The 24921-nt window shown below is 57.7% G+C and carries 29 protein-coding genes and 1 riboswitch; of the genes, 22 read left to right on the top strand and 7 right to left on the bottom strand.

Translation table 11 applies throughout. The annotated features are described in order from the left end of the window. Window positions 1–45 precede the first annotated feature (45 nt). Window positions 46–282 (bottom strand): membrane protein insertion efficiency factor YidD, encoded by a 237-nt coding sequence (yidD, locus tag B0B07_RS09220; RefSeq protein ID WP_076758464.1) that lies wholly within the window; start codon window positions 280–282, stop codon window positions 46–48. 103 nt (window positions 283–385) lie between these two features. Here yidD and B0B07_RS09215 point away from each other — a divergent pair, with 103 nt between their 5' ends. From B0B07_RS09215 to B0B07_RS09200, 4 genes are all read left to right on the top strand, one after another. Beyond that, window positions 386–835, top strand: coding sequence for a Dps family protein (locus B0B07_RS09215; RefSeq protein WP_076758310.1), 450 nt, complete (start codon window positions 386–388; stop codon window positions 833–835). 83 nt (window positions 836–918) lie between these two features. Then, on the top strand, window positions 919–1224 hold the full coding sequence (locus B0B07_RS09210) for a transposase (RefSeq protein ID WP_076758308.1): 306 nt from the start codon (window positions 919–921) through the stop codon (window positions 1222–1224). Window positions 1225–1271: 47 nt separating this feature from the next. Then, window positions 1272–1745, top strand: coding sequence for an NUDIX domain-containing protein (locus B0B07_RS09205; protein WP_076758306.1), 474 nt, complete (start codon window positions 1272–1274; stop codon window positions 1743–1745). Further along, complete coding sequence (locus tag B0B07_RS09200; protein WP_076758305.1) at window positions 1723–2514, top strand: alpha/beta hydrolase family protein; 792 nt, start codon at window positions 1723–1725, stop codon at window positions 2512–2514. Before B0B07_RS09205 ends, B0B07_RS09200 begins: the two co-directional genes overlap by 23 nt. 85 nt (window positions 2515–2599) lie before the next feature. Here B0B07_RS09200 and pckA read toward each other — a convergent pair whose 3' ends face one another. Further along, window positions 2600–4183 carry a phosphoenolpyruvate carboxykinase (ATP) gene (gene pckA / locus B0B07_RS09195; protein WP_076758462.1) on the bottom strand — a complete coding sequence of 528 codons (1584 nt, stop codon included), beginning with the start codon at window positions 4181–4183 and terminating at the stop codon, window positions 2600–2602. Between the two features lie 189 nt (window positions 4184–4372). Beyond that, window positions 4373–4484: riboswitch (SAM riboswitch) on the top strand. A 190-nt stretch (window positions 4485–4674) separates the two neighbouring features. Between pckA and metK the strand changes: the two genes are divergently transcribed. Beyond that, complete coding sequence (gene metK, locus B0B07_RS09190; RefSeq protein ID WP_076758303.1) at window positions 4675–5871, top strand: methionine adenosyltransferase; 1197 nt, start codon at window positions 4675–4677, stop codon at window positions 5869–5871. Window positions 5872–5910: 39 nt separating this feature from the next. Here metK and B0B07_RS09185 read toward each other — a convergent pair whose 3' ends face one another. Then, window positions 5911–6423, bottom strand: a complete 513-nt coding sequence (locus B0B07_RS09185) for a gamma carbonic anhydrase (protein WP_076758302.1) — start codon at window positions 6421–6423, stop codon at window positions 5911–5913. A 119-nt stretch (window positions 6424–6542) separates the two neighbouring features. Here B0B07_RS09185 and B0B07_RS09180 point away from each other — a divergent pair, with 119 nt between their 5' ends. From B0B07_RS09180 to B0B07_RS09160, 5 genes are all read left to right on the top strand, one after another. Then, the gene (locus B0B07_RS09180) at window positions 6543–7334 is read left to right on the top strand and encodes an alpha/beta hydrolase (protein WP_076758300.1); all 792 of its coding nucleotides are present in this window, start codon (window positions 6543–6545) and stop codon (window positions 7332–7334) included. Window positions 7335–7344: 10 nt separating this feature from the next. Beyond that, the gene (locus B0B07_RS09175; RefSeq protein WP_076758298.1) at window positions 7345–8028 is read left to right on the top strand and encodes a S1 family peptidase; all 684 of its coding nucleotides are present in this window, start codon (window positions 7345–7347) and stop codon (window positions 8026–8028) included. Continuing rightward, window positions 8018–8509, top strand: a complete 492-nt coding sequence (locus tag B0B07_RS09170; RefSeq protein WP_076758296.1) for a cupin domain-containing protein — start codon at window positions 8018–8020, stop codon at window positions 8507–8509. Before B0B07_RS09175 ends, B0B07_RS09170 begins: the two co-directional genes overlap by 11 nt. Window positions 8510–8696: 187 nt before the next feature. Further along, complete coding sequence (locus tag B0B07_RS09165; RefSeq protein ID WP_076758294.1) at window positions 8697–9149, top strand: hypothetical protein; 453 nt, start codon at window positions 8697–8699, stop codon at window positions 9147–9149. 58 nt (window positions 9150–9207) lie between these two features. Beyond that, entirely contained in the window at window positions 9208–9444 is a 237-nt protein-coding gene (locus B0B07_RS09160; RefSeq protein ID WP_076758292.1) for a hypothetical protein, read from the top strand. Between the two features lie 142 nt (window positions 9445–9586). Here the strand turns inward: B0B07_RS09160 and B0B07_RS09155 are convergent, their stop codons facing one another. Beyond that, the gene (locus tag B0B07_RS09155) at window positions 9587–9952 is read right to left on the bottom strand and encodes a tyrosine-type recombinase/integrase (RefSeq protein ID WP_159438437.1); all 366 of its coding nucleotides are present in this window, start codon (window positions 9950–9952) and stop codon (window positions 9587–9589) included. 198 nt (window positions 9953–10150) lie between these two features. On the opposite strand from B0B07_RS09155, the gene B0B07_RS09150 reads away from it, so the two are divergent. The 6 genes from B0B07_RS09150 to hutG all read left to right on the top strand — a co-directional run bounded on the left by B0B07_RS09150 (window position 10151) and on the right by hutG (window position 16263). Next, window positions 10151–10573 carry a hypothetical protein gene (locus B0B07_RS09150; RefSeq protein ID WP_076758289.1) on the top strand — a complete coding sequence of 141 codons (423 nt, stop codon included), beginning with the start codon at window positions 10151–10153 and terminating at the stop codon, window positions 10571–10573. A gap of 976 nt (window positions 10574–11549) precedes the next feature. Continuing rightward, window positions 11550–13730, top strand: coding sequence for an ATP-dependent helicase (locus B0B07_RS09145; protein WP_076758287.1), 2181 nt, complete (start codon window positions 11550–11552; stop codon window positions 13728–13730). Next, window positions 13727–14092 (top strand): fluoride efflux transporter FluC, encoded by a 366-nt coding sequence (locus B0B07_RS09140; protein WP_076758286.1) that lies wholly within the window; start codon window positions 13727–13729, stop codon window positions 14090–14092. Before B0B07_RS09145 ends, B0B07_RS09140 begins: the two co-directional genes overlap by 4 nt. After that, the gene (locus tag B0B07_RS09135) at window positions 14089–14448 is read left to right on the top strand and encodes a fluoride efflux transporter FluC (protein ID WP_076758284.1); all 360 of its coding nucleotides are present in this window, start codon (window positions 14089–14091) and stop codon (window positions 14446–14448) included. The genes B0B07_RS09140 and B0B07_RS09135 overlap by 4 nt, the downstream gene beginning before the upstream one ends. A 32-nt stretch (window positions 14449–14480) precedes the next feature. Beyond that, the gene (locus B0B07_RS09130) at window positions 14481–15311 is read left to right on the top strand and encodes a thermonuclease family protein (protein WP_076758282.1); all 831 of its coding nucleotides are present in this window, start codon (window positions 14481–14483) and stop codon (window positions 15309–15311) included. A gap of 13 nt (window positions 15312–15324) precedes the next feature. Further along, complete coding sequence (gene hutG / locus B0B07_RS09125) at window positions 15325–16263, top strand: formimidoylglutamase (RefSeq protein ID WP_144264330.1); 939 nt, start codon at window positions 15325–15327, stop codon at window positions 16261–16263. Window positions 16264–16337: 74 nt separating this feature from the next. On the opposite strand, the gene B0B07_RS09120 is transcribed toward hutG, so the two are convergent. The 3 genes from B0B07_RS09120 to B0B07_RS09110 form a co-directional block, all read right to left on the bottom strand. Continuing rightward, window positions 16338–16883, bottom strand: a complete 546-nt coding sequence (locus B0B07_RS09120; RefSeq protein WP_076758460.1) for an isoprenylcysteine carboxyl methyltransferase family protein — start codon at window positions 16881–16883, stop codon at window positions 16338–16340. A gap of 9 nt (window positions 16884–16892) precedes the next feature. After that, complete coding sequence (locus B0B07_RS09115; RefSeq protein ID WP_076758279.1) at window positions 16893–17972, bottom strand: type III polyketide synthase; 1080 nt, start codon at window positions 17970–17972, stop codon at window positions 16893–16895. Between the two features lie 97 nt (window positions 17973–18069). After that, entirely contained in the window at window positions 18070–18657 is a 588-nt protein-coding gene (locus B0B07_RS09110) for a tRNA 5-(aminomethyl)-2-thiouridylate-methyltransferase MnmM (protein WP_076758277.1), read from the bottom strand. Window positions 18658–18831: 174 nt separating this feature from the next. Here B0B07_RS09110 and B0B07_RS09105 point away from each other — a divergent pair, with 174 nt between their 5' ends. The 6 genes from B0B07_RS09105 (at window position 18832) to B0B07_RS09080 (ending at window position 24906) form a co-directional block, all read left to right on the top strand. After that, the gene (locus B0B07_RS09105; protein ID WP_076758275.1) at window positions 18832–20019 is read left to right on the top strand and encodes an MDR family MFS transporter; all 1188 of its coding nucleotides are present in this window, start codon (window positions 18832–18834) and stop codon (window positions 20017–20019) included. Between the two features lie 156 nt (window positions 20020–20175). Continuing rightward, window positions 20176–20862: a CoA transferase subunit A gene (locus tag B0B07_RS09100; RefSeq protein ID WP_076758274.1), complete on the top strand. Its 687-nt coding sequence runs from the start codon at window positions 20176–20178 to the stop codon at window positions 20860–20862. Between the two features lie 26 nt (window positions 20863–20888). Continuing rightward, a complete protein-coding gene (locus tag B0B07_RS09095) occupies window positions 20889–21539 on the top strand; it encodes a CoA transferase subunit B (RefSeq protein ID WP_076758272.1) in 651 nt (216 codons plus the stop codon). A gap of 84 nt (window positions 21540–21623) precedes the next feature. Continuing rightward, window positions 21624–22571 (top strand): AAA family ATPase, encoded by a 948-nt coding sequence (locus B0B07_RS09090; RefSeq protein ID WP_076758270.1) that lies wholly within the window; start codon window positions 21624–21626, stop codon window positions 22569–22571. Beyond that, complete coding sequence (locus B0B07_RS09085; RefSeq protein ID WP_076758268.1) at window positions 22568–23731, top strand: DUF58 domain-containing protein; 1164 nt, start codon at window positions 22568–22570, stop codon at window positions 23729–23731. The genes B0B07_RS09090 and B0B07_RS09085 overlap by 4 nt, the downstream gene beginning before the upstream one ends. Continuing rightward, entirely contained in the window at window positions 23728–24906 is a 1179-nt protein-coding gene (locus B0B07_RS09080) for a DUF4129 domain-containing protein (RefSeq protein ID WP_144264329.1), read from the top strand. The genes B0B07_RS09085 and B0B07_RS09080 overlap by 4 nt, the downstream gene beginning before the upstream one ends. Window positions 24907–24921 lie beyond the last annotated feature (15 nt).

Raw genomic sequence — 24921 nt, 5'->3', positions numbered from 1 at the left:
TACATCATAACTTATTTCTTATATCCTTGGCAACACCCAAATCCTTCATTCAGCTTTCTTGTCCGGCCATTGATCCGGCACCGGATCAAAACCGCCTTCATGGAACGGATGGCATTTTGAGATCCGGCGGGCCGTGAGCCAAAATCCCTTGAATGCCCCGTGGCGCTCAAACGCCTCCAGTCCGTATGCAGAGCAGGTCGGATAAAAGCGGCAGGAAGGCGGCGTCAGCGGAGAAATCACTTTTCGATAAAATTTGATGAGCAGGATGAACAGATGTTTCAGTTTAAACACTCCAATCGTGGTCAACGTTTATTTTAGACCCGGAAGTGGTAAATGAACAAGGGAATGAACCCGAGAGAGACTTAAGGAATGGAGTGTCCGTATCATGTCCAAGGAATTGATTGATGAACTGAACATCCAGGTTTCGACCTGGTCGGTCCTCTACACGAAACTGCACAACTATCACTGGTATGTGAAAGGTCCCCAGTTTTTCACCCTGCATGCGAAATTCGAGGAACTGTACAACGAAGCGACGCTTCATATGGATGAAATCGCAGAACGGATCCTGACACTCGGCGGCAGGCCTGCTGCCACGATGTCCGAGCACCTCGAACTGTCCGTCGTCGGCGAAGCGGAAGGCAGTGAAGATGCCAATGCGATGGTCAGCCGGCTTGCGGAAGATTTCGATCAAGTGATGAAATCACTGAAGAAAGGCATGGAACTCGCCGCAAAAGACGGAGACGACATGACGGAAGATCTGCTGAACTCCACTTACCAGAGCATCGAGAAGCATCAGTGGATGCTCCATGCGTTCCTCGGCGAGGACAATAACTGACCCTGAAGATGCCGCGCGGCGGCATTTTCTTTTTGTATCCTTTTCCTGGACGGGTGCATCCTAACGGGAAAGGAGGATCACCCATGACTGCAAAATTGTATGTGTCCATCAGCGGCCGCCAGATTCATCCCGCACCGCACCCTTACCCCTGGGAATTTGAAATCGAGGCCAACAGAAAAACGGAACTCATGATGCGCAGCCTGTTCAGCCAGATCGATAACGTGGAGTGGTCGAACTTCCTCCGTGCCCATCTGCCGGCGATCCCGTACCATCTGGACAAGGAGAACCATGAGATCGACCGCCGGGTCGCGAAGCTGTATGCCATTGTCCATGAATATGGTGATGAGGAAACCAAGCGCTTTGTCGAGGAACTTCCGTTTTTCCGTTGAACAGCGGGCATCCCCTCCGCTAAACTGAAAGGAAAGGAGGGGAGCCCTTGCTTACATACACAGACAGGTCCGGACAGCGGGTCGATCTGTTCACCGAGCCCGGCCGGGCGGGAATGACGCCCGGACACGTCCTCGTCGCCGCATGCGAGGGGGGAAAATGGCTCATGACCGTCCATCCGTCCCGCGGGCTGGAGTGGCCGGGAGGAAAGATGGAGGAAGGCGAAACGCCGGAAGAGGCGGCCGTCAGGGAAGCTTATGAAGAAACCGGAGCGGCCATCGTCAACCTCCGGTTTGTTGCCGACTACATCGTGCACGCGGATCCGCCGTTCTGCAAACGGGTATTCGCTGCAGATCTTGCCGGGATCGACGGATCCGCCCCCCGCCGGGAAACGCTCGGTCTGTCATGGCTGGCAGAGGAGGAATGGGACGGATGCAGGGAGCTCAGCAGCCATATGGACGATGAAGGAATGAGACGCATCCGAAGGAAGGTGATGGACCGTGCAGCCGGACGGAACGATTGACTGCAAGAGACCTTATCCGTCCCCGAATCCGAACGTCAAGCTCCAGGAAGTGACGTATTGGTCCGGTGGGCTCCGGGTGAAGGGAATGCTCGCCGAGCCTGCGGAAGCGGGAATCCGGGACGGGATCGTCTATTTGAGGGGCGGCATCCAGCACGTCGGCATGGCGCGCCCTGCAAGGCTTGCGCAGTTTGCCCAGCAGGGATTTGTCGTGTTTGCCCCCTATTACCGGGGAAACCGGGGCGGCGAAGGGTTCGATGAATTCGCGGGGAACGACCGCTGGGATGCCGTCAATGCGGTGGATGTGCTGAAGCAGCACCCGAAGACGGATGCATCGAGAATCCATCTGTACGCCTTTTCAAGAGGGGGGATCATGGCGCTCTGGACGGCGATCCTCCGGGACGACATCACCTCCGTCGTCAGCTGGGCGGGCGTCTCGGATGTCGTGTTCACCTATAAGGAACGGAAAGACATGCGCAGGATGATGAAGCGGGTGATCGGGGGATCGCCGAACAGCGCCCCGGAAGAATACCGGAAGCGGACCGCGCTGTTCCATATGGACCGGGTGAGCGCCCCGTTCCTCCTGATCCACGGACGGATGGATGAGAACGTCTCGCTTGAGCAGTCGGTCATGCTGGAGGACGCACTCAAGGAGGCGGGCAAGTCGGTGGAGACCTGGTATTTTGCCGAATACACCCATCATTTCCCGCCGGCCGTCAATGCCCGGGTCGTCCGGGACCTGTGCAACTGGATGAAAGGGAAGGGCCACTGAACGCCGGCTCCGTCCGAGAGCGGACATAAAAAGGCAGTGCGGAAGCCGTGAATGGCTTCTGCACTGCCTTTTGGGATGAACTGCCTCAGATGATCGGGCCGCCCAGAGTCTTGATCGACTCGGATACCGATCCGAATTTCTTGAAGTTTTCGCGGAATGCATCTGCGAGTTCTTTTGCTTTCTTGTCGTAGGCTTCCTTGTCAGCCCATGCGTTGCGCGGGTTGAGCACATCGGAAGGGACGCCTTCGATCGCTTTCGGCATTTCGAGTCCGAATACGGAACCTTTTTCCGTTTCAACGCCGTCGAGCTTGCCGTCGATAGCGGCACGGACCATGGTGCGCGTGTAGCTAAGCTTCATGCGGCTTCCGACGCCGTATTCTCCGCCCGTCCAGCCGGTGTTGACGAGGTAGACGTTGACGCCGTGCTCATCGATTTTCTCGCCGAGCATTTCAGCGTACACCGTTGCCGGAAGCGGCAGGAACGGGGAACCGAAGCAAGTCGAGAAAGTCATTTCCGGAGAAGTGATGCCCCGCTCCGTGCCGGCAAGCTTCGATGTGAAGCCGCTCAGGAAGTGGTACATCGCCTGTTCCTTCGTCAGTTTCGAGATCGGAGGGAGCACGCCGAATGCATCCGCCGTCAGGAAGATGATTGTCTTCGGGTGGCCGGCGACGGAAGGGATGACGCTGCCTTCGATATAATCAAGCGGGTAGGCCGCACGGGTGTTTTCCGTGAGCGAACCGTTGTCGTAGTCCGGAATGCCTTCCTCGTCGAGAACGACGTTCTCTAGGACGGAACCTTCACGGATGGCGCCGTAAATCTGCGGCTCTTTCTCTTCGGAAAGGTTGATGCATTTTGCGTAGCAGCCGCCTTCGATGTTGAACACGCCTTTGTCGGACCAGCCGTGCTCGTCATCACCGATCAGCCGGCGGCCCGGATCGGCGGACAGGGTTGTCTTGCCTGTTCCGGAGAGACCGAAGAACAGGGCCACATCGCCCTCGTCGCCGACGTTGGAAGAGCAGTGCATCGACATGATGCCTTTTTTCGGCAGGAGATAGTTCATGACCGAGAAGATCGATTTTTTCATCTCGCCGGCATATTCCGTGCCGCCGATGAGAACGATCCCGCGCTCCAGAGAAATCATGACGAACGCTTCGGAGTTCGTCCCGTCGATTTCTGGGTCCGCCTTGAACGTAGGGGCGGAAACGATCGTGAATTGCGGGCTGATCCCCTTGAGTTCTTCCTCGGTCGGCCGGATGAAGAGCTGGTGCACGAACAGATTGTGCCAGGCAAATTCATTCACGACGCGAAGCGAAAGGCGGGACTCGGGGTCTGCCCCGGCGAAGCCGTTGAAGACAAACAGTTCGTCGCGCTCCCCGAGGTGGGCGAGCACCTTGGCGTAGAGTTTTTCGAACACTTCAGGGCTGACCGGCTTGTTGACGCTGCCCCAGTCGATGTCTTCCTTGGATGGCGACTCTTGGACGATGAAGCGATCTTTCGGCGAACGGCCCGTGTAGGCGCCCGTCGTCGCACGAACGGCCCCTTTGTCTGTGAGGACAGCTTCTCCGCGCTGGACCGCTTTTTCCGTCAGCTCCTCAGCCGACAGTTGTTCGCGGATCGAATCTCCTGTCAGAAGATCATTCAGTTTGTCGCTCAGTTTCGAAGAAGTCATCATCTGTACCACCCTTATCTGTTAGTCCCGCACAGGCGGGCTGTTTTAATGTGGATTAGTATAGCACATTTAGAATAATAGTCTATACTAATTGAAACCTCAAGCAAAAACCGACATTCTTCATCGTTTATTCACAATACGGTTTGACATCCCGCCTCTTATTCATTACTATGGAAAATTGTACGGATACTCTTATCCCGAGCTGGTGGAGGGACAGGCCCTGTGAAACCCGGCAACCTGCCGTCTTTTGGCGGAAAAGGTGCCAACCTGAAGCAAGGTGATGAACCTTGGACGATAAGAGTGAAAGGTGTCAGACGATCCGGGCCTTTCCTCATTAATATGAGCGGAAGGCCCTTTTTGATTGAAATGCCCTGCAGCCTCTTCAAAGCCCAAAACGGCTTGGAGTTCAATCCCGCAAGGAGCGGACTTGACAGGGGAATGAGTACCGTAACAATTTCCGGCAGGCTGCCGGAGCCGAGGAGGAAATACCATTGACGAATCGTCGCCTTTTTACATCAGAATCGGTCACTGAAGGCCACCCGGACAAAATCTGCGACCAGATTTCCGATGCGATCCTGGATGCCATCCTGAAAGATGACCCGAACGCGCGGGTGGCATGTGAAACGACCGTGACGACCGGCCTTGTGCTCGTTGCCGGCGAAATCACGACATCCACTTACGTGGACATCCCGAAAGTCGTCCGGGAAACGGTGAAGGAAATTGGCTACACGCGGGCCAAGTACGGTTTCGACTCCGAAACGAGCGCGGTCCTCACGTCGATTGATGAACAGTCGCCGGACATCGCGGCCGGCGTCGATGTGGCGCTCGAGTCGAGGGAAGGCCAGATGGCGGATGAAGAGCTCGAGGCGATCGGTGCGGGTGACCAGGGTCTCATGTTCGGGTTCGCCTGTGATGAAACGCCTGAACTCATGCCGCTGCCGATCAGCCTGGCCCACAAGCTGGCACGCCGCCTGGCGGAAGTGCGCAAGGAAGAGATCCTTCCTTATCTGCGTCCTGACGGCAAAACGCAGGTGACCGTGGAATACGGCGAGGACGGCCGCCCGGTCCGTGTGGACACGATCGTCATCTCGACACAGCACCACCCGGAAGTCACGCTTGACCAGATCCAGCGGAACATCCGGGAATATGTCATCAATGAAGTCGTCCCTGCAGGGCTGATCGATGAGGAGACGAAGTTCTTCATCAATCCGACCGGCCGGTTCGTGATCGGCGGACCTCAGGGAGACGCGGGGCTGACAGGCCGGAAAATCATAGTCGATACGTACGGCGGCTATGCTCGCCACGGCGGCGGTGCGTTTTCCGGCAAGGATGCGACGAAGGTCGACCGTTCCGCGGCCTATGCCGCGCGCTATGTCGCCAAAAATATTGTCGCGGCAGGTCTCGCGACGAAGTGTGAAGTCCAGCTCGCCTATGCGATCGGCGTGGCGCAGCCGGTGTCGATCTCGATCGACACATTCGGCACGGGCAAAGCCGCCGAAGCGGATCTGGTCGGCTGGGTCCGTGAACTGTTCGACCTCCGGCCGGCCGGCATCATCAAGATGCTTGACCTCCGCCGCCCGATCTACAAGCAGACGGCCGCATACGGCCACTTCGGCCGCACCGACGTGGACCTTCCGTGGGAGCGGACCGACAAAGCGTCTGCGCTGAAGGAAAAAGCGGGACAATAAAACAGAAAGGCCCGGCGCCGTGAAGGCGCCGGGCCTTTTTCATTTCTGAAGGCTCTTGTAGTATTGACCTTTTTCCGCATATTCACGCACGATCCGTTCCATGTCCTGCCGGTCTTCGTCGTTGAGCGGTCGGATGACTTTGGCAGGCGAGCCGAATGCCAGCATGCCGGCCGGGATCTTCTTGCCCTGCGGGACGAGCGATCCGGCACCGATGAACGCGCCTTCGCCGATCTCCGCCCCGTCCAGGACAATTGAACCCATTCCGATAAGCGCGCCCTTGCGGACGGTGCAGCTGTGAAGGATCACATTGTGCCCGACGGTCACGTCGTCCTCCAGGATGAGCGGGTAAGCAGGGCTCTGATGGAGCATCGACAGGTCCTGGATATTGACCCGCCTGCCGATCCGTGTCGGGGAAACATCCCCGCGGATCACGGTATTGAACCAGACGGAAGAATCCTCGCCGATTTCGACATCGCCCGTCACGGTTGCGTGATCTGCGATGAAAACCGACGGATGAATCGCCGGATGTTTGCCATTGAAGGGATAAATCATCGAAAAATCCTCTCTTTCCGTGTAAAATTGGTGATAAGTCAAGTTTACCAAAAGAACGAGATTCCGTTGGTTTCCGGATCACAACCGGCAGACCCTCGGATGGGAGGAGATGGACAGTCATGTGGAAATGGGAAGCGGAGGGGCAGCCGAAGGCGACAGTCGTCCTGTTCCATAATGCATATGAACACCATGGCCGCCATGCATGGCTGATCGAAAGGTTCCGGACAGCCGGCATGCATGTGATCGCGGGAGACCTTCCCGGCCATGGAAGCAGGGGGACGGATGTCCACGATGAGGCGATCCAGGAATACCGGGATTTCGCCGGCCGGCTCGTGAAGGCAGGGCTTGCGGAGAGCGTCCCGCTGTTCCTGTACGGCCACGGGCTCGGCGGCCTGCTGGCGGCGGACCAGGCGAGGCTGGAAGGACAGGCTTGTGCGGGGCTCATCCTCACGTCGCCCTGGTTTGCGCTCGACCATCTTCCGCCGAAGATGAAAGGCGCCCTTTCCGGCATCGGGAAAATCGCCTCCGGCATCAAGTTCAATCACCGGATCACCGAAGAGATGCTGACCAGGTCGCAGGAAAACGGCTCACCGGAAAATGGCATTCCTTCCTACCAGCCGGTCGCGACTGCAGGCTGGTATCGTGAACTGAATCTATATATGAAGGAAATGTCCGAGCTGCCGGCAGCCGGCGTTCCGCCCGTCCTGCTGCATACGGGCGGAAAGGACACGATTGCCAACCGCGGGGCGGCCCGCGAGTGGCTCGTACGGGAAGGACGCGAGGAATTCCAGTACAAGACGTGGAAAAACTGCCGTCATGACATATTCCTTGAGCCGGAGAAGGAGGAAGTGTTCCTTTACACGGAAGCGTTCATCAATTCCGTTCTCCGCTCATTGGGCTATGTAGCCTGAGGGGGAGGCGATGGGCGAACGGATGAGGAAATGGGCCGTCCGCATGCTGTTTTCCGCCGCATTGCTCGTTCTTGGCGATCCGGTGACCGGCACGTTCGGGTTGAAAGATGAACCGCTGCCCGACCAGGTGTTCATGGTCGGCAATGAAGACGGGACGGGGACCGGATTTCTGATTGAAGCGTCCGGTCTCGTCCTGACGAATCAACATGTGGCCGGTGATTCCGGAACTCAGGAAATCATCTCCCTGGGGGGCGGGGAATACACCGGTCAGGTCCTTGAAACCAACCGGTATCTCGATCTGGCGCTCGTCCGGATCGAAGATTTCCCGGGCGGAGAGCCGCTTGTGCTGTCGGACGAACCGCCTGAGCGGATGGAGAAGGTGCTGACGCCGGTCTGGACGGATGACCATCCATTCGAGATCCGGGAGGGCACCGTGCAGTTGCTGCATCAGACGGCCGGGATCGATGATCAGGAACCGGCATTCAGCGACTTCATGATCTCCAGCACAAAACTGAAGCCGGGGATGAGCGGCAGTCCGGTCATCCGGACGGATACAGGTGAAGTGATTGCCGTGAACACGGCGATCGAACCGTGGAGCGGCATCTCGCTGAGCATTCCGGTCACGACGGTGCGGGAAGTTCTGGACCGTTGGATCGGAGAGCATGGAGAAGGAGGAACCTTTGATGGATCATGAGGCAGAACGCTACATCCGGACACTCGGTCTGGAACCCCACCCGGAGGGCGGCTGCTACGCCCGGACATTTGAAGCTACGGGGGCGGAGGGGGACGGACCGCTGCTGTATACGAGCATTTATTTCCTGTTGCGCAATGGGGAAGTCTCCCACCTGCACCGGCTGAAATCGGACGAGCTGTGGTATTTCCATGACGGCGGACCGCTTGATGTCCATATGTTGTTCCTGGACGGAACAAGCCGGACGGAGTGTCTCGGTCTCGGCACAGACCGCGGAGAGCGGCCGCAGGTCCTCGTTCCGGCAGGCACGATCTTCGGATCAGAGCCGGCAGCCGGCAGCTCGTTCTCGCTCGTCGGCTGCATGGTCGCTCCGGGCTTTGACTTTGCAGACTTTGAATTGTTCACGCAGGTTGAGCTCTTGATCGATTATCCGGAGCATGAAGGACTTATCAGGCGTCTTGCCTACAGAACCCTCCCTGAATAACTGCGGCTTCCAAAATACTGAAGGTTTTAATTGGCGGGATTGCACCGGGTGACCGAAAGCAATCCCGCTTTTTTATCATCCGGCAGATGTAGGAGTCCAACTTATTGTCCGGCGTTTTGTTGTCGCAGCGACTGTAACCCCCATCCCGCAAAGACCGTCTGATCGGTCATAAAGGGGAGTGGAGAATGTGAGGAAAATCTTGTTCATGGCGCTGACGGTGATCTTGATGGTGGCCGCTTGCGGGAACACAGAAGGAATGAATGAGGATCCGGACCTTCCCGGACTGACCGTCCGGGTGGGAGGAGAGGAGTTCCAGGCTGCAGCCGGGCCGTATTGCTGGCGGACGGGCAACACGACATCCTGCGCGGATGCGTCAGGTGATCCGTTTGGCTACGGGGATGCGGACAAGCCGATCACTGCGGCACCCGGATCAGAAATTTCGTTTGAATTCGACCGTCCGCCGGATTCATTTACTGTCCTCGTGAAAGAGGAAGCCGGCGCAGAACACCCATCTGCCGGTCCGCCGTTCCAGCTGCCCGAAGAACCTGGGAAGTACGGCTTCATGGTCAGCGGTGAATGGCCGCAGGGAGAGGTCACTTTCCTGTTCGTCGTTTCTTCGACAGTGGACGCGTCCGATTGAAAGTCCTTGTTTCGGGGTAAAGTAGGGCGTAGACCATCCAGTGAAGGAGGAAACCGCCATGACCGAGCACAACAGCAGGACGGCAGAACAGATGGCCAAGTCCTCTGCGGAGGCCATGAAAAAGAGCCATGAACAAACACAGAGCATCGCGAAGAAATCCGGCAGCAAGCCCACGGTACAGCCGGGGAAGGCTTTTTCTGAAGAGGGGCGCAAGACCGACGAGGTGGCGGCCACCGAATATACCGACGGGGACGGCGGATTCGATCCGCGCGACAAGCTGGAAACCGGCGAATGACCGGTGAATGAATGAACGGGCGGCACTGCATGGGTTTGCAGGCCGTCTTTTTTGATTAAAAAGGAGGGGTACTAGAGAAACCAGCGGAGTCATGCACTTTAATGCCCGCTTGATTAAACAGTCCCCCAGAATGTCCCCCAATTCAAAGGTTAACGGCCTGAGAAAACAACTCCACTGATTCGTTTTCGAGTTCTTTCACAGCATGTCCGTAGACCTTATAGATCATGTCTGCTGTGTTCCCTAAACGTTTTGCGACGTTATGGGCAGTTACCCCCTGGACCAACAGCAAAGTGGCGTGTGTGTGTCTAAGTCCGTGCGGAGTGATGGTCGGGATGTCGAGCTCTTTTTTTTCAAACATCTCTCTAAGTGCCTCCCTAAGTGTGGAGACGGCGATTGGACTTCCCCAAGAAGAGTAGAATATGAACTGATCATCACTGTGTGCGATTCCGTGCTGTAGCTTGGTTTTCTTTACCCACAGTTTATAAGCGGCCAACATGTCGATAATCATTTGATCGATCACGATGGTCCGGTAGCTCCGATCAGTCTTCGGTGGCCCTACCTTATTGCCTTCACGGCTCCGCTCGATAGGTACAATTAATACAGGCTATGACAAACCAACAGACTATCAAGTAATGCTTAGCCAAGCTATAGCCACTTGGGGGAGAAGTTGTAAGTAAATATAGCAGTTTAAACAGGAGAGATTTTCTTGAAGGATTACATCCCGGGTATTATACTATCTCTGATTTTCTTCGTTATCTTAACTGTAGTTAATTCACAAATATATGGTGGTGTAATGTCTTTAAGCTTGTTGTATCTTTTGATTATCCTCCATATTTTAATGTTCAAAGTTTTAAGCGTTGAAAAGAAATGGTTACCATATTCTTTATTTATGTTATTCTTTGCAGTAGTTCTGTTCTTTTCTGTGCCAGAATTAACACAACAACAGGCAACAGAAAAAGTCATTGCAACGCATGATCTAGATGTTACAGAAACTACTACTGTTCCGACTGATAATATCAATCCATTCAGGCCTTCTAAAGCTTATTTCTTTAAAGGATATAAAGCTGATGAGGAAATTTCAGTAATCGTCACTGCTACTAATGGTGATGTGTTTGTTGTAGAAGATTAAAAAAGATGGTCGATTATTCGACCATCTTTTTTTCTCTTGAACTACTAGGGTATGAGGGTCCGTCGAGGACGCTCATACCCCAAGTTTTTGAATTTAGGGTTAATTTACTCGATATATGTAGTTCCAATGATATTTATATATGGCATAATTACATCTTTAATTGCAGATGGAATTAGTAAAAAAACGAAAAAATATAAGGGGAAATTATCTTTTTTGCTTCACCTTCTATTTGGACTAGGCTTTATACCACCTTATGCTTTGCTGTATGAAAATGATCCCATTCCCGAATTAAACTTCGTTAACGTGATTTCACACCCTGTAACAATAATTGGTGCTCTATGTTCTATTCTCTTTTTTATCATTGATCATATTTTAAATAAGTGGAATAGTCGACGGAAGAAATATCACTAAAGCGTATCGAAAGTCAATCCTTAATGAAAACTGAAAACACTGTTGACTCGAAAAACTGTTAAGCAGAAGACCATGTTGTGGAATAAGGATGATGGAATGATGTCCGTTCAAAGATTGCCCCACTTTTCCCCCTCAACTCATGAGCCACTATGTCGCTCTAAGATCGATAAAACAATAAAAACGCCCATCTTCTGCATCCAAATATGCAAAAGACGGACGTTTTCTTCTCCATTAATTTGGGTTCGATTCCTGCCGAAGGCGCTGACGTAAACCGTCATTGAGCGATTGATTTCGCTTGATGGCGTTTTTTGCATGCCATCCGACCCCAGCTAGAAAGAAAAACCCGCCGCACCGAAGTGCAGCGTCTGCCTGTCCACTTGATAAATGTCCCCCAAAGTTTCCCCCAAACGTTCAATTAACAATACGTTCTTTTGGAGAGCCGGCCGGCTTGCCAAAATAAAGAACCCTCGATACGCTTACTGAATGAAGAATAAAAAACCTCATTCAAATAGCTTCTCGTTAATTGATTAGAATAGAGGGATTGAAGCAGGAAAGGGTGGCGGACATGACGGACTTTTTCGAACGGAAGCGGGCGGATACGGGCGTGGCGCTTAATGAAGTGCAGAAGCAGGCGGTCCTGAAGACGGACGGCCCGCTTCTCCTGCTCGCATGCCCGGGTTCGGGGAAGACGACGACGATGATCATGCGGATCGGCTATATGATCGAGGAGAAGGGGATCAGCCCGGCCCGCATCAAGCCGATCACGTTCAGCAAGGCGTCGGCGCGGGATATGGCGGACCGGTTCCGGCAGCTGTTTCCGTCGCTCAGGGTCCCGGCCTTCTCCACGATCCACAGCCTCGCATTCGGGATTGCCCGGGAGCATCTTGAACAGACGGGCAGGGAATTCGCCCTGATCGAAGGGGAGAAGCAGCCGGGCATCCCGAACCGGCTGGCCCTTCTGAAACAGAGCTTCCGGGACATTGAAAAAGAGGATCCGAAGGAAGAGGAACTGGGCGCGCTGTCCACGTATGCCAGCTACGTCAAGAACCGGCTCCTCCCGGAGAGTGAATGGGGGATCGACGGCCCGTTCCCGAAGGCGGGGGACATGCTCCGGCGCTACGAGGCGCTCAAGCGCAGGAACCGGCGGTTGCTCCTGCTCGATTTTGACGACATGCTCACCATCGCGGAAGAAGGGCTGAGGACGGATCCGGATCTTTGCAGGCGTTCACAGGACCGGTTCGACTACGTGATCACGGACGAAAGCCAGGACACGTCGCTTGCGCAGCACCGGATCGTCGAACACCTCGTCAGACGGCATCGCAACCTGTGTGCTGTGGCGGACGACGACCAGTCGATCTACACCTGGCGGGGGGCCGATCCGGATTATCTCCTGAAATTCAGCGAGCCGTATCCGGGTGCGGAAATCCTCATGATGGAAACGAACTATCGGTCGTCGGAGGAAATCGTCGGTGCTTCGGCCGGCTTCATCAAGCGGAACCGCAAGCGGTACGAAAAGGGGATGCAGGCGGTCAACGGAAGTGCCGGGCCCGTGACGCTCAAGAAGTTCCCGGACCGCGACACGCAGATCCGGTATGTCATCTACGAACTGCTCGCGGAAGAGAATCCGGGCGATGCGGCGATCCTGTTCAGGACAAATGCGTCATCGACCGCTTTCGTCCACGAACTCCACAGGAGGGGTATCCCGTTTTACATGAAGGATGCCGACGACCGCTTCTTTGACCACTGGGTTGTGGAAGATGTGCTGAACTTCATGCGCCTTGCCTACAATCCCGCCCATAAAGGCGTCTTTTCCAGGATCGCGCTGAAAATGGAACTTTACATATCCCGTGCCCTGCTCGACCGGTTCACGCAGTCGGGCAGGGACGGCAATGTCTTCGACGGTCTGCTGGAAGAGCCGGAGCTGAAGGAGAGCCAGCGCCGGAAGCTGGTGCTCTACCGGGACATCTACGGAAGCCTCAAGGGGAAGCGGCCTGCGGAAGTGATCCGGATCATCCGGAAGGACCTCGGCTACGAGGAAGCGCTGAAAGGCCGTGCCGACAAATTCGGCTACCGTGCGGATGCCCTGCTCGACATGCTCGATACACTGGAAAGCATCGCGAAGCCGCTCAGGACGATGACGGAGTTCGCCGGCCGGCTCGATGAGCTGAAAACGGCGGTCAAGGAAGCGAAGCAGCATCCTGCGGACGGGGCGGTGACGCTCTCGACGCTGCACAGCTCCAAAGGCCTGGAATTCCGGCGCGTGTTCATGATCGACCTGATCGAAGGCCAGTTCCCGTCCGCGGAGGACGTGAAGGATGCGGACCTGCTGGAAGAGGCGAGGCGGCTGTTTTACGTCGGGATGACGAGGGCGAAGGCGAGGCTTGAGCTTCTCAGCTATGAACGCAACGACCGGGGAGCCGGCGCGGCCGACTCCAGGTTTGTCGGAGAGGTCCGTGGATTGCTGGCGATCGGGGAAGGACGCGAACGCATGCAGGCAGCGGACAGGATGCTTGCAGCCGCCGGGGGAACGAAGTCCGCTGGCCGGGAACCGATGCACGGCGCGATCAACGATCCGGCCCGGCTCGTCCCGGGCCTGAAAATCCGTCACCGGGTGTTCGGTGACGGGGTGGTGGAGTCGGTCGGAGGCGGGCGGGTGTCCGTCCAATTCACAAAGCAGCGAAAGGAGCTGGACCTCGACATGTGCATCGGCCGGGGGCTGATCGCGGAAGCAGGTGAAGGCGCATGAAAGAATGGGCTGCGGTCGGTGCCGGCGGCGCCGCGGGAGCGGTTGCCAGATACCTGATCGGAAGGTGGCTCCAGGAACCCGGCGGCTTCCCGTTCGGGACGCTTGCCGTCAATCTCACCGGCGCATTCGTGCTTTCTGCACTCATTGCCGCCGCTCCGTTCAGGGGGGCCTGGAAAGCGGGCATCCAGACCGGTTTCCTCGGATCATTCACGACGTTCTCTGCACTCGGAACGGAGCTGGCCGGGATGATTCCGGAAGGCAGATGGGGCGAGGCGGCGATTTATGCCGCCGTCAGCCTGGCGGGCGGTCTCATCGCAGGGACGGCAGGGTTCCGCTTCGGTGAGAGGGGCGTGGCCGCATGAGCGCATGGGTGATTGCCGCGGTTGCAGCAGGCGGGTTTCTGGGCGCGGTTGCCCGCCATGCCGTTTCAAGAAAGCTGAACCGGACCGGCCGGCCGTACGGGACCATTGCGGTGAACCTGGCCGGGGCCTTCCTTGCGGGATGGTTTCTCGAGGGGCAGACGGCTAGGCTGCCGCAGGCGTTCGTCGTGTATGGTTTCCTCGGATCATTCACGACTTTTTCCACATGGCAGTCCGAAGCGGCAGCGATGTGGACAGAGGGACGGCGGCGGAAAGCCGTCGTTTATTCGGCAGGCCTGCTCGCAGCGGGGATCCTCGCTGCCGCGTTAGGCTGGCTGATGAGCGGCACGGGCAGATGATTTGATATGAAAAGGTGCGAAGGAGAGGTCTCATGTCATCCAGGAAAACACGGCAGAAAAAACGGGGATCCCTGGTAACCCTGATTGTCATCCTCCTCATTGCGATCGTTTATTTGATGGGTGACCGCGATGAGGGAGCGGAACAGGATCGGGATCAGGCCGTCCAGGACCGTCCGGACGGTCAAATAGAAGAACAGGCAGAAGAACAGGCAGGCGGGCAGGTTCCGGCTTCAGCCCAGTCCGGCGATCTCATCCCCATCAAACTCGTCAAGACGATCGACGGCGACACGATCAAAATCCGTTACGAAGGAAAAGAGCAGAATGTCCGGTACCTGCTGATTGACACGCCGGAGACGAATCATCCGCGTCTCGGGAAGCAGCCGTTCGGCGAGCAGGCGAAGGAACGGAACCGCGAACTGCTGGCGAACGGGGAAGTGTCGATCGAGTTCGACATCGGCCCCCGGACCGACAAATACGGGCGGCTGCTCGCCTATGTGTATGTGGACGGGGAAAGCGTCGAGGAAAAGCTCCTGGAAGAAGGGCTGGCCCGCGTGGCCTATGTGTATCCTCCGAACACCCGCCATCTTGACCGTTTTGAAAAAGCCGAAAAACGGGCAAAGGATAAGGGGATCGGCATCTGGTCGATCGAAGATTATGCAACAGACCGGGGCTTCGATAATGAAAAGGCCGGAGACCTGCAGGAAGGTTCCGGGGAACCGCCGGAATCCGGCGGCACGGACAAGCGGTTCAATAATTGCACCGAGCTCAGAAAGGTTTATCCGGAAGGGGTCAAGAAGGGGCATCCCGCCTATGAATCCAAGATGGACAGGGACAATGACGGCGTTGCCTGTGAGCCGGCGTGAGGAGGAAGCAACCATGGACTTCAAGAGCAAATGGAAAGGCAGGATTGATTCGGCGACGGACCGCGCGTTTTTCAGATACCATCAGGTCGTGGAAGAAAAGCAGGAAGAGGAAACGGCGATTGCGCTGATCGGCTTCTGCTGTGATGAGGGCGTGCGCAGGAACCAGGGCCGTCCGGGGGCGGCCGAAGCACCCGATGCCCTCCGGCGGGCGCTTGCCGGCCTGCCTTGGCATGGAGGGGACTGCAAGGTCGCAGACTACGGGAACGTCATCTGCGAAGACGGGATGCTGGAAGAAGCGCAGGATGCGCTTGCGGAGCAGGCGGCCGACGCATATGCCGGCGGGTCGAAAGCCGTCGTGCTCGGGGGCGGCCATGAGACGCTTTACGGGCATTACCTCGGTGCCCGGCTCCATCTCGGACCGGAAGCGAAGCTCGGGATCATCAACATCGATGCACACTTCGACCTTCGGCCCTATGACAGCGAGACTTCATCGGGCACCATGTTCCGGCAGATCCTGGATGAAGATCCGAAGGCGGGCTACTTCGTCCTCGGCATCCAGCGATTCGGCAATACCGAGTCCCTGTTTGATGCGGCAAGCGGTTTTGATGTTGAATACATGCCGGAGGAAGCGGTCCGGATGGCCGACCCGGCATCGATCGCCGCCCGGATCCATTCATTCATCGACCGACATGACGCTGTCATCGTGACGCTCTGTGCGGATGTGATGAACGCGGCGTCAGCACCCGGCGTGAGCGCGCCTTCCCCGTTCGGCCTTGAGCCGGTGACGGTCAGGTCGATCATCCGTGCAGCCTGCAGCCATCCGGATGTGCTGTCTTTTGACATATCCGAGGTGAATCCGGGTCTCGACGAAAACGGGCGGACCATCCGGCTCGGTGCGGCACTGACGAACGAAGCCATCCTGTCGATGATCGGCAAAGCACCCGAAGCATAGGCGGAACCAATTAAAAAGGCTTGCCCCGGGTGGTTTCCACTCGTTTGGGCAAGCCTTTTCCCATGGTGTATTTTTCAGGGCTCTCCGGTGCGGGCAGGTCCGAACCGCTCATTGTAGTCTGTCGCCTTCCGAAGCGCCTTTTCCTCCGCCGGAATCCGCACGGACAGCATCCAAGCGTTGAGCAGGGCGAACAGGGCGGCGGTGAAATACGCCTGGTACAGGAGCGGCAGCACGAGCAGTTCGGTCGTGACGATCACATAGTTCGGGTGCCGCAGCCATTTGTACGGCCCCCGCCTGACGACATTCGCCCCCGGCAGGATGATGATTTTCGTGTTCCAGAATTCCCTGAGCGATGCCAGGCACCAGACCCGGAGAACCTGCATCGCCAGAAAGACGGCGAGCAGCGGCAGCCAGATCGGGGAAGGAGGACGGTGCAACAGCAGCACTTCCATGACCAGACAGAGGAAAAAGGCGGCATGCATCGCGACCATGTATGGATAGTGTGACTTTCCCGCCTCAAATGCGCCCTTCGCAAGGAGCAGCCGTTCGTTTCGCCGGGCCACCCTGAGCTCGACGAGTCGCTGGACGATGACGAGCCCAATCAAGATCCAAAAAAGCATCATCCGGGCTTACCTCCATTCAAGCAGCAGGAGTTCTCCGGAAAAACCGGGACCGAGCGCTGCCATCAGTCCGGTTTCTCCCGCACCGGGCTGCTTTTTCATGAACTGCTCCAGGACGAACAGCACGGTGGGGGAAGACATGTTGCCGTATTGTCTCAACACTTCCCGGGATATATCGGTCTTGCCGCGGTCGAAGCCGAGCGCATCTTCATAGGCGACGAGGACTTTCTTTCCGCCAGGGTGTGCGACGAAATGGCCGATGTCCCCGACCCCGACCCCGTTTGAATCGAGGAATTCATGGACGAACGGACCCAGCCATTCGGTGATGATCGCCGGGATGCTTTTTGAAAAGATGACGTGGAGTCCCGCATCGTCCACATCCCAGCCCATGACATCCTCGGAGTCGGGCATGGTTTTGGAGACGGTGGCGTTCACATGCGGCATCGGGACGGTGGAAGGGATGTCCGCTTCATCTCCCGTCACGAGCGCGCAGGCGACCCCGTCCGCAAACAGCGAGGCGCCGACCAGATTGCTTTTTGTATAATCTTCGCTTTGAAAAGTGAGGGAGCACAGTTCAACGCAGAGGACGAGCACTTTGTGGTCAGGGTACGCCTTGCAGTAGTCGAAGGCCCGGCTGATCCCGGAGGCTCCGCCGGCGCAGCCGAGCCCCCAGACCGGAATCCGCTTGACGTCATCGCGGAATGGCAGCCGGTTCATGATGCGGGCCTCGATGCTCGGCGTGGAGATGCCGCTGCTGGATATGTAGAAAACCGCATCGATCTCGGCGAAGTCCACCGGCCGGCCGAGATAGTGCGGATTTTCCAGGCATCCGGTCATGGCTTCGGAGCCGAGACGGATGGCATGCTCGATGTACAGGTCATTGCGCTCACCGAAAGGATGGGACTCGCCGTACCAGTCAAGCGGCATCGTCACATGCCGGGTCTGGATGTCCCCATTGTCGAAAACCCTGAGCAACCGTTCAATATCCTTGAATTTCTCTTTGAACAGCCTGCGGGTGAGCCCCGCGGCATCGTCCTGCCGGATTTCGTGGCCGGGCACGGTTGTGTAAATCGAACGGATGACAGGCATGTCGGTTCCTCCTTCAGTTTCTGGTTCTCTATTACTTCATACCCTTATAAAAAAAGGATATGCAGAAGCCGGAGGAGATAGGAGGAGACCGGCGGAGTCAGTCAAACATCCGAAGCTCGGTGAAGTCTTTTTTCTTCTCAAAGACGATCAGAAACGGGGGATGGCCCCGGTGATTCAGCAGTTCGTAGCGGGCGGCGTGGACGTCCGCTTCATGAAGCCTGCCCGCAAACCGGAGCAGGGCATCCCGTTCCTCGGCGCCGCCTTCATGGCCGTCATACACACAGACGGTGATCAGTCCGCCTTTTTTAAGAAGGGCGAGCAGTGCGCGGATGGCCCGGACGGTCGATTCCGGGCGCGTGATGACCGACCGGTCCCCCCGGTTCGGAAGGAACCCGAGATTGAACATCGCCCCGCCGACCGGACCGTCGGCGTACTCGGCCACTTCCGCATGGCTGTCCAGGATGAGGCGCACGCGGCCGGCCATGCCGCCGAGCCGGTCCGCCGTGGCATCCAGCGCTTCCTGCTGGACGTCGAACGCCAGCACGGTTCCCGCCTCCCCGACAAGCTCAGCGAGAAATGCCGTGTCATGTCCGTTCCCGGCCGTGCCGTCGACCACGAGATCACCGGGGGCGACCGCCAGTTCCATCCATTTTCTTGCCTGTGCCAGTGTTCTTCCAAATTCCATTGCCAACCACTCCCCGGATAAATTCCAACTCTTTTCTAACCATCGTACCATCCGTCCGTGCTTCGCTCCATCGGATCCCGATTGCAATGTTCGGACAATGAACAGCGTTATTGAAAACCATGCCGGCTGGGAATACAATCATTGGAGTGATTATTAATCAGGGAGGTGGCTGTCTTGCCGAAAAGAGTATGGCTTCTGGTCATCGGGATGTTCGTGAACACGGTCGGGAACTCCTTCATCTGGCCGCTGAACACGATCTATATCCATGACCATCTCGGAAAGTCGCTGTCGGTCGCGGGGCTCGTCCTCATGGCGAACTCCGCCGCGGGGATCGTCGGCAACATGCTCGGCGGGTTCCTGTTCGACAGGATCGGCGGTTACCGCTCGATCATCACCGGGATCGTGCTGTCGCTCGCCGCGCTGGTCGGACTCGTATTCTGGCACGGCTGGCCGCAATATGTCTGGCTGCTTGCATTCCTCGGATTTGGCGGCGGAATCGTATTCCCGAGCATGTACGCGATGGTCGGGACCGCCTGGCCGGAAGGCGGGCGCAAGGCGTTCAATGCGATCTACCTGGCAAACAATGCCGGTGTCGCCATCGGGCCGGCCATCGCCGGGCTCGTCGCCTCTTATAAGATTGATTATATTTTCCATGCCAATACGATCATGTACATTCTTTTCCTGCTCATCGCACTCATTTTCTACCGCGGGTTCAAGATTGACCCGGCGACCCACACGTCGGTCATCAAGGAACAGAAGAAAATCCGCCAAAAGGCGCCGCTTTATTCGCTCGTCATCGTCCTGAGCGGGTTTTTCCTCACTTGGCTCGTGTATTCCCAGTGGACGACGACCATTTCCACGCATGCAATCGATCTCGGGGTATCCCTGGCTCAGTACAGCCTGCTGTGGACGATCAATGGTGCACTCATCGTCCTCGGACAGCCGCTGATCAAGCCGATCATCAAGCGCATCGAGGACAAGCTGAAGGTCCAGATGCTGATCGGGATCATCATCTTCCTCGTTTCGTTCGTCGTCGTGGGCTTTGCCGAATCGTTCGCGATGTTCATCACGTCGATGGTGATCCTGACATTCGGCGAGATGTTCGTCTGGCCGGTCATCCCGACGATTGCGAACAACCTCGCGCCGAAAGGCCGGGAAGGATTCTATCAGGGAATCGTCAACAGTGTCTCGACCGCGGGCCGCATGGTCGGTCCCGTGCTCGGCGGGGTGCTCGTCGACCTGTACGGCACACAGATGATGCTGACCATCCTGACGGCCGTCATGAGCCTGGCGATCGTGACCAGCCTCCTGTACGACCTTCCGCTCAAGCGCCAGGCTGCCGGGCAGTCTGCCGGCCGGTGATCATCAGAGAGCTTCCGCAACTCGTTGCGGGGGCTCTTTTTTTGATGAGCCCGGCCTTTTCGGTGCGATCCGGACAGGCCGGGCCATTGCAAGCTGCGGAGTCTTCTGATTTAATTAAATGTAGGCGTTTACATAATAGAAATGGAGGGGGACCATTTGAAACCGATTTACGATGCAGCCGCAGAGGCGGTGGCGGACATCCGGGACGGAGCGACCATCATGGTCGGAGGATTCGGGCTCGTCGGGATTCCGGAGCAGCTCATCCTGGCGCTCGTCGACAGCGGCGTCAAGGACCTGACCGTCATCTCGAACAACTGCGGAGTGGATGACTGGGGGCTCGGACTGCTCCTGAACAATAAGCAGATTAAAAAGATGATCGGTTCCTATGTCGGAGAAAATAAAGAGTTCGAACGGCAGGTGCTGTCCGGCGAGATCGAGGTGGAGCTGACGCCGCAGGGCACACTCGCCGAGAAGATCCGCGCGGGCGGTGCCGGCATCCCGGCGTTTTTCACGCCTGCGGGTGTCGGGACACCGATCGCGGAAGGAAAAGAGATCCGCACATTCGACGGCAAGGAGTATGTGCTGGAAGAAGCGCTCAAAGCCGACTTTGCCCTCGTGCGCGCAGCGAAGGCCGACAAGCTCGGAAATCTCATCTACAACAAGACCGCGCAGAACTTCAACCCGATGATGGCGGCGGCCGGCAAGGTGACGATCGCGGAGTCGGAAGAAATCGTGGAGGTCGGTGAACTGGATCCGGCCTGCATCCATACGCCGAGCATCTACGTCCAGCGGCTCATCCAGGCGGAACAGGAAAAACGGATCGAGCGGCTGACGACCCGCTGACGACAGGAGAAAGGGGAGGGTGCATGATGGATAAAGCGCAAGTCAGGGAGCGGATTGCCCGGCGTGCCGAACAGGAGATCCAGGACGGGGACTACGTCAATCTCGGCATCGGGATGCCTACGCTCGTGGCCAACTATATTTCTGAGGACAAAAACGTCATTCTGCAGTCGGAGAACGGACTGCTGGGGATCGGACCCTATCCGACCGAAGATGAAGTCGACCCGGATCTGATCAATGCGGGCAAGGAAACCGTGACCGCTATCAAGGGGGCGGCCTACTTCAGCAATGCCGAATCATTCGCAATGATCCGCGGCGGCCATATCGATGTGGCCATCCTCGGCGGCATGGAAGTTTCGGAGAACGGGGACCTTGCCAACTGGATGATTCCGGGCAAGATGATCAAAGGGATGGGCGGTGCGATGGACCTCGTACACGGTGCGAAGAAAATCATCGTCATCATGGATCACGCGGCAAAAGACGGCTCGCCGAAAATTCGCAAGGCGTGCTCACTGCCGCTGACGGGCAAGGGAGTCGTCGACATGATCATCACGGAGCGGGCGATGATCGAAGTGACGCCTGACGGGCTGAAGCTGAAGGAAGTGTTCGAAGGCTTTACCGTTGAAGATGTGGTGAACGCCACCGAGGCAGATCTGGACACGAGTGAAGTAACCAAATAAATCAAAGGGGTCAAGCCGGAAGAGGAAACTTTTCCGGCTTGATTTCCGTAGACGGAGAAAATCGGGAAAGAGGGAGCGAATGCGATGGGCAGGCACGAACTGCTGGAGGAAATGCAGACGGCTGTCGGCCGGGTGCTGTTCGAAAAAGAGGAAGTGACCGAACTGATGCTGACGGCTCTCGTGGCTGGGGGGCATGTGTTGCTGGAGGATGTGCCCGGAACCGGGAAGACGGTGCTGGCCAAAACGATGGCGGCCGTCATCGATGCATCATTCAGACGCATCCAGTTTACGCCGGATGTGTTGCCGGGTGATGTGACAGGCATCCGCTTCTTCAACATGAAAGAGCAGGAATTTGAATACAGGGAAGGCCCGGTCATGACGAACATCCTGCTCGCGGACGAGATCAACCGGGCCACGCCGAGGACGCAATCCAGCCTGCTGGAGGCGATGGATGAACGCCAGGTGACGGTTGACGGAGAAACCCATCCGCTGCCGGATCCGTTTTTTGTCATCGCCACGCAAAACCCGATCGAATCCGCCCAGGGGACCTTTGACCTTCCCGAAGCCCAGATGGACCGCTTCCTTATGAAAATCCGGCCCGGTTATCCATCGGCGGCGGGGGAACGGGCGATGATCCGCTCGTATATGCATGGAAGCCCGGTGCCGTCCGGACCTGCAGCCGGTCATGCGGACATTCTGGCGATCCGCAGGGAAGCCCTGAAGGTAAGGGTGAATGAGGCGGTGGAGGAATACCTGATCCGGCTCGTCAGGGCGACGAGGGACCACTCCGAGATCGAGACGGGGGCTAGTCCGCGCGGGACGATTGCCCTGATGCGTGCCGTCCAGGCAAAGGCCCATCTCCGCGGGCGGGACTTCGCAGTGCCGGAAGATGTGCGGGATCTCGCCGTTCCCGTACTGGCCCACCGGATTTCATTGAGCGTTGACGCATCCTTGAGGAACCGGCCCGAAGAGGTGCTTGAGGCGGTTTTGGACAGGATCCCCGTTCCGGTCGAGGATGTCGCGAGAAGATGACCCGCCCATTCAATATACTCATCCTGCCGGAACGCCGTGCTGCCGCTTATCTTCTCGCAGCGATCGCGTTTTTCCTCGTCGCACTGGCCGGAAGGAATCCCCTCGTCTGGTGCCTCCCCCTGATCATCCTGTCCATCCTCATCGGGAACTACATTTATGTGCACCGTGCCGCACGGGCCCTCCGCTTCGAGAATGAACGGAGCCGTCTCCGCCTGTTTGCGGGAGAAGCCGCCACCGTCCCGTTCGCGTTCACCAATACCGGCCGTCTTCCGATCGTGAGCGCCGAGTGGACGGCGGACGTGCTTGACCGCGACCGGGCGCTTGGACGGGAGGCAGGGAATCAGGGCGAATACCGCCCGATGTTCCTCATGGGGCGTGAAACATCCGTGTATCCGATCGATGTGCAAGCGGTGAAGCGGGGGATGGTCCGCTTTCCGGAGTTGAAAGTGCGGGTCAGGGATCTGCTCGGCCTTTATACGGCAATGCTGACGTACGGTGAGTTCGTCCGGAAGGAGATCTGCGTTTACCCCGAACCCATTCCGTTTCCCCTGCCGCAGCGCCTTTCCCGGATGGAGCCCGGCGCGTTGCAGGATCGCCTGTCACTCTTCGAGGAGCCGACCATGCCGAGGGGAAGCCGTTCCTACAGGGAGGGCGATCCGTTCGGGACGGTCGCCTGGAAGGAGGCGGCGCGGACAGGCGAACTCCGGACGAAGGAATTTGAACGGGTCCTGCAGACGCGGTGGATCCTGGCTGCGGATCTTTCCGGTCCGCAGCCGGGGCATCCCGATGAACAGGCGGCAGAGCGCATTTTCGGCGAACTCGCCTATGCGATGACCGTCGCAGGACAAAAGGGGATCGAGACGGAACTATGGCTCAACGTCCGGATGGCGGGCGCCCGGACCCACCTCCATGTGCTGCCGGGGAGCGGGCCGGCACATATGGTTTCGGTCCTTCAGATGCTCGCCAGACTGCCGGCCGCTCCGGCAGTCGCACCGCCCGCCAATATGTACGGCGGCATCGCAAGGTCTGCCGGCAGGGGGCATGTCCTCCTGCATTTCGGGGCCTGGCGTGAAGAGGCGGGGGGGCTGGAGCGCCTGCTCAGGAAAAAAGGGGTTCCCGTCCACAGGCTCGCCGGGGGAAGGGAGTTGGAAGCAGTGTGAGAAATCCGAGGATGGCCGCAGTCCGGCTTGCCGGTCTTTTACTGGAGTTTTCGGCAGTCTATCTGTTTTCGGCTCCTCCCCATCTTTTCCGCGGAGAGCTTCCGCCGGTCTGGCCGATGGCCGTTGCCCTGCTGGCGGGCGGTGCGGGATTTCTGTTGTTCAGAAAGGCCGGTCCGCGGCTTGCCGGACTGTTTTCGGCCCTGTGCGTATTCGTGGCGGGGACGGTCTCAGGCCTGAGCCTGCTCTTTTCCCTCATTCTCGCCGTCATCGCCGTCTGGCGGTTTACCGCGGCGTCCGCCGGGAAAGGGACCAACACCGAACTGCTCGCATCGGTCCTGTCAATCGCCTACGGGCTCGCCGCATTTTTCCTGATCGGCGGGGAGGCGGGGAACCGGCTGCTGCAGCTGTTGATCCTGCAGTTCGGCCTGGCGGTTTTTGTGCGGGCAGCGAAGACCGTCGTGCAGAACGGGGATGCCGGCAGGAGACAGGACCGGATCTTGTCGGTGATGGCCGCGGGCTTCATCCTGTTTGCGGGCACTGTCTTTTACATGGAACCGATCATGGCGCGGCTCGCCGTTCCGGCCGCCTGGCTGGCCGGGTGGGCCGGCCGGCTGTTCGGCTGGACGGCGTCGCCGTTTCTCGGTGCGGCGGAGCCGCTGATCGACTATTTGGATGAGAAACAGAAGAAGATCGACGGGGGATCGGAGAAGAATGAGGAGGCCGGGCAGGAGGACGTTCAGTTTCCCGGCGGGGATGCAATGCCGGAGGGCAACGGGGCCGCTGTTATATTCTTCATGATTTTTGCGGCAGTTGCCGTTGGGCTGATCCTGTTCCTCCTCCGCCGTCAGCGGCAGGCACAGGTGCCGGACCGTCCCGGGGACCATTCCGGAAAACGGATGGCCGTCATGGAAGAAGGGGGCCGCCGGATGCTCGCGTTCAGGCCGCCTGCGGATCCGGTCCGGCGTGAAGTATACCGCCTGGAAAAACGGATGGCCCGCAGGAGCCGGGGGCGGCGGCCCGGCCAGACATTCGGTGAGTGGCTCAGTGACCTGGGGACGGACGGTGAGGCGGCCGGCATGCTCGAAGACGTCTACAGCCGCATCCGATATGCCGAGGAGCCGCTTTCCAAAAGGGAAATTGATGATTTCCGCCTGCTGATCCGCAAGATCGGCTGAAGCAATGTTACAGGC

Source organism: Edaphobacillus lindanitolerans, from assembly GCF_900156305.1.
Classification (GTDB): domain Bacteria; phylum Bacillota; class Bacilli; order Bacillales_A; family Planococcaceae; genus Bhargavaea; species Bhargavaea lindanitolerans.
The sequence above is the reverse complement of the archived record's forward strand: the minus strand, read 5'-3'. Positions and strand labels throughout refer to the sequence as shown.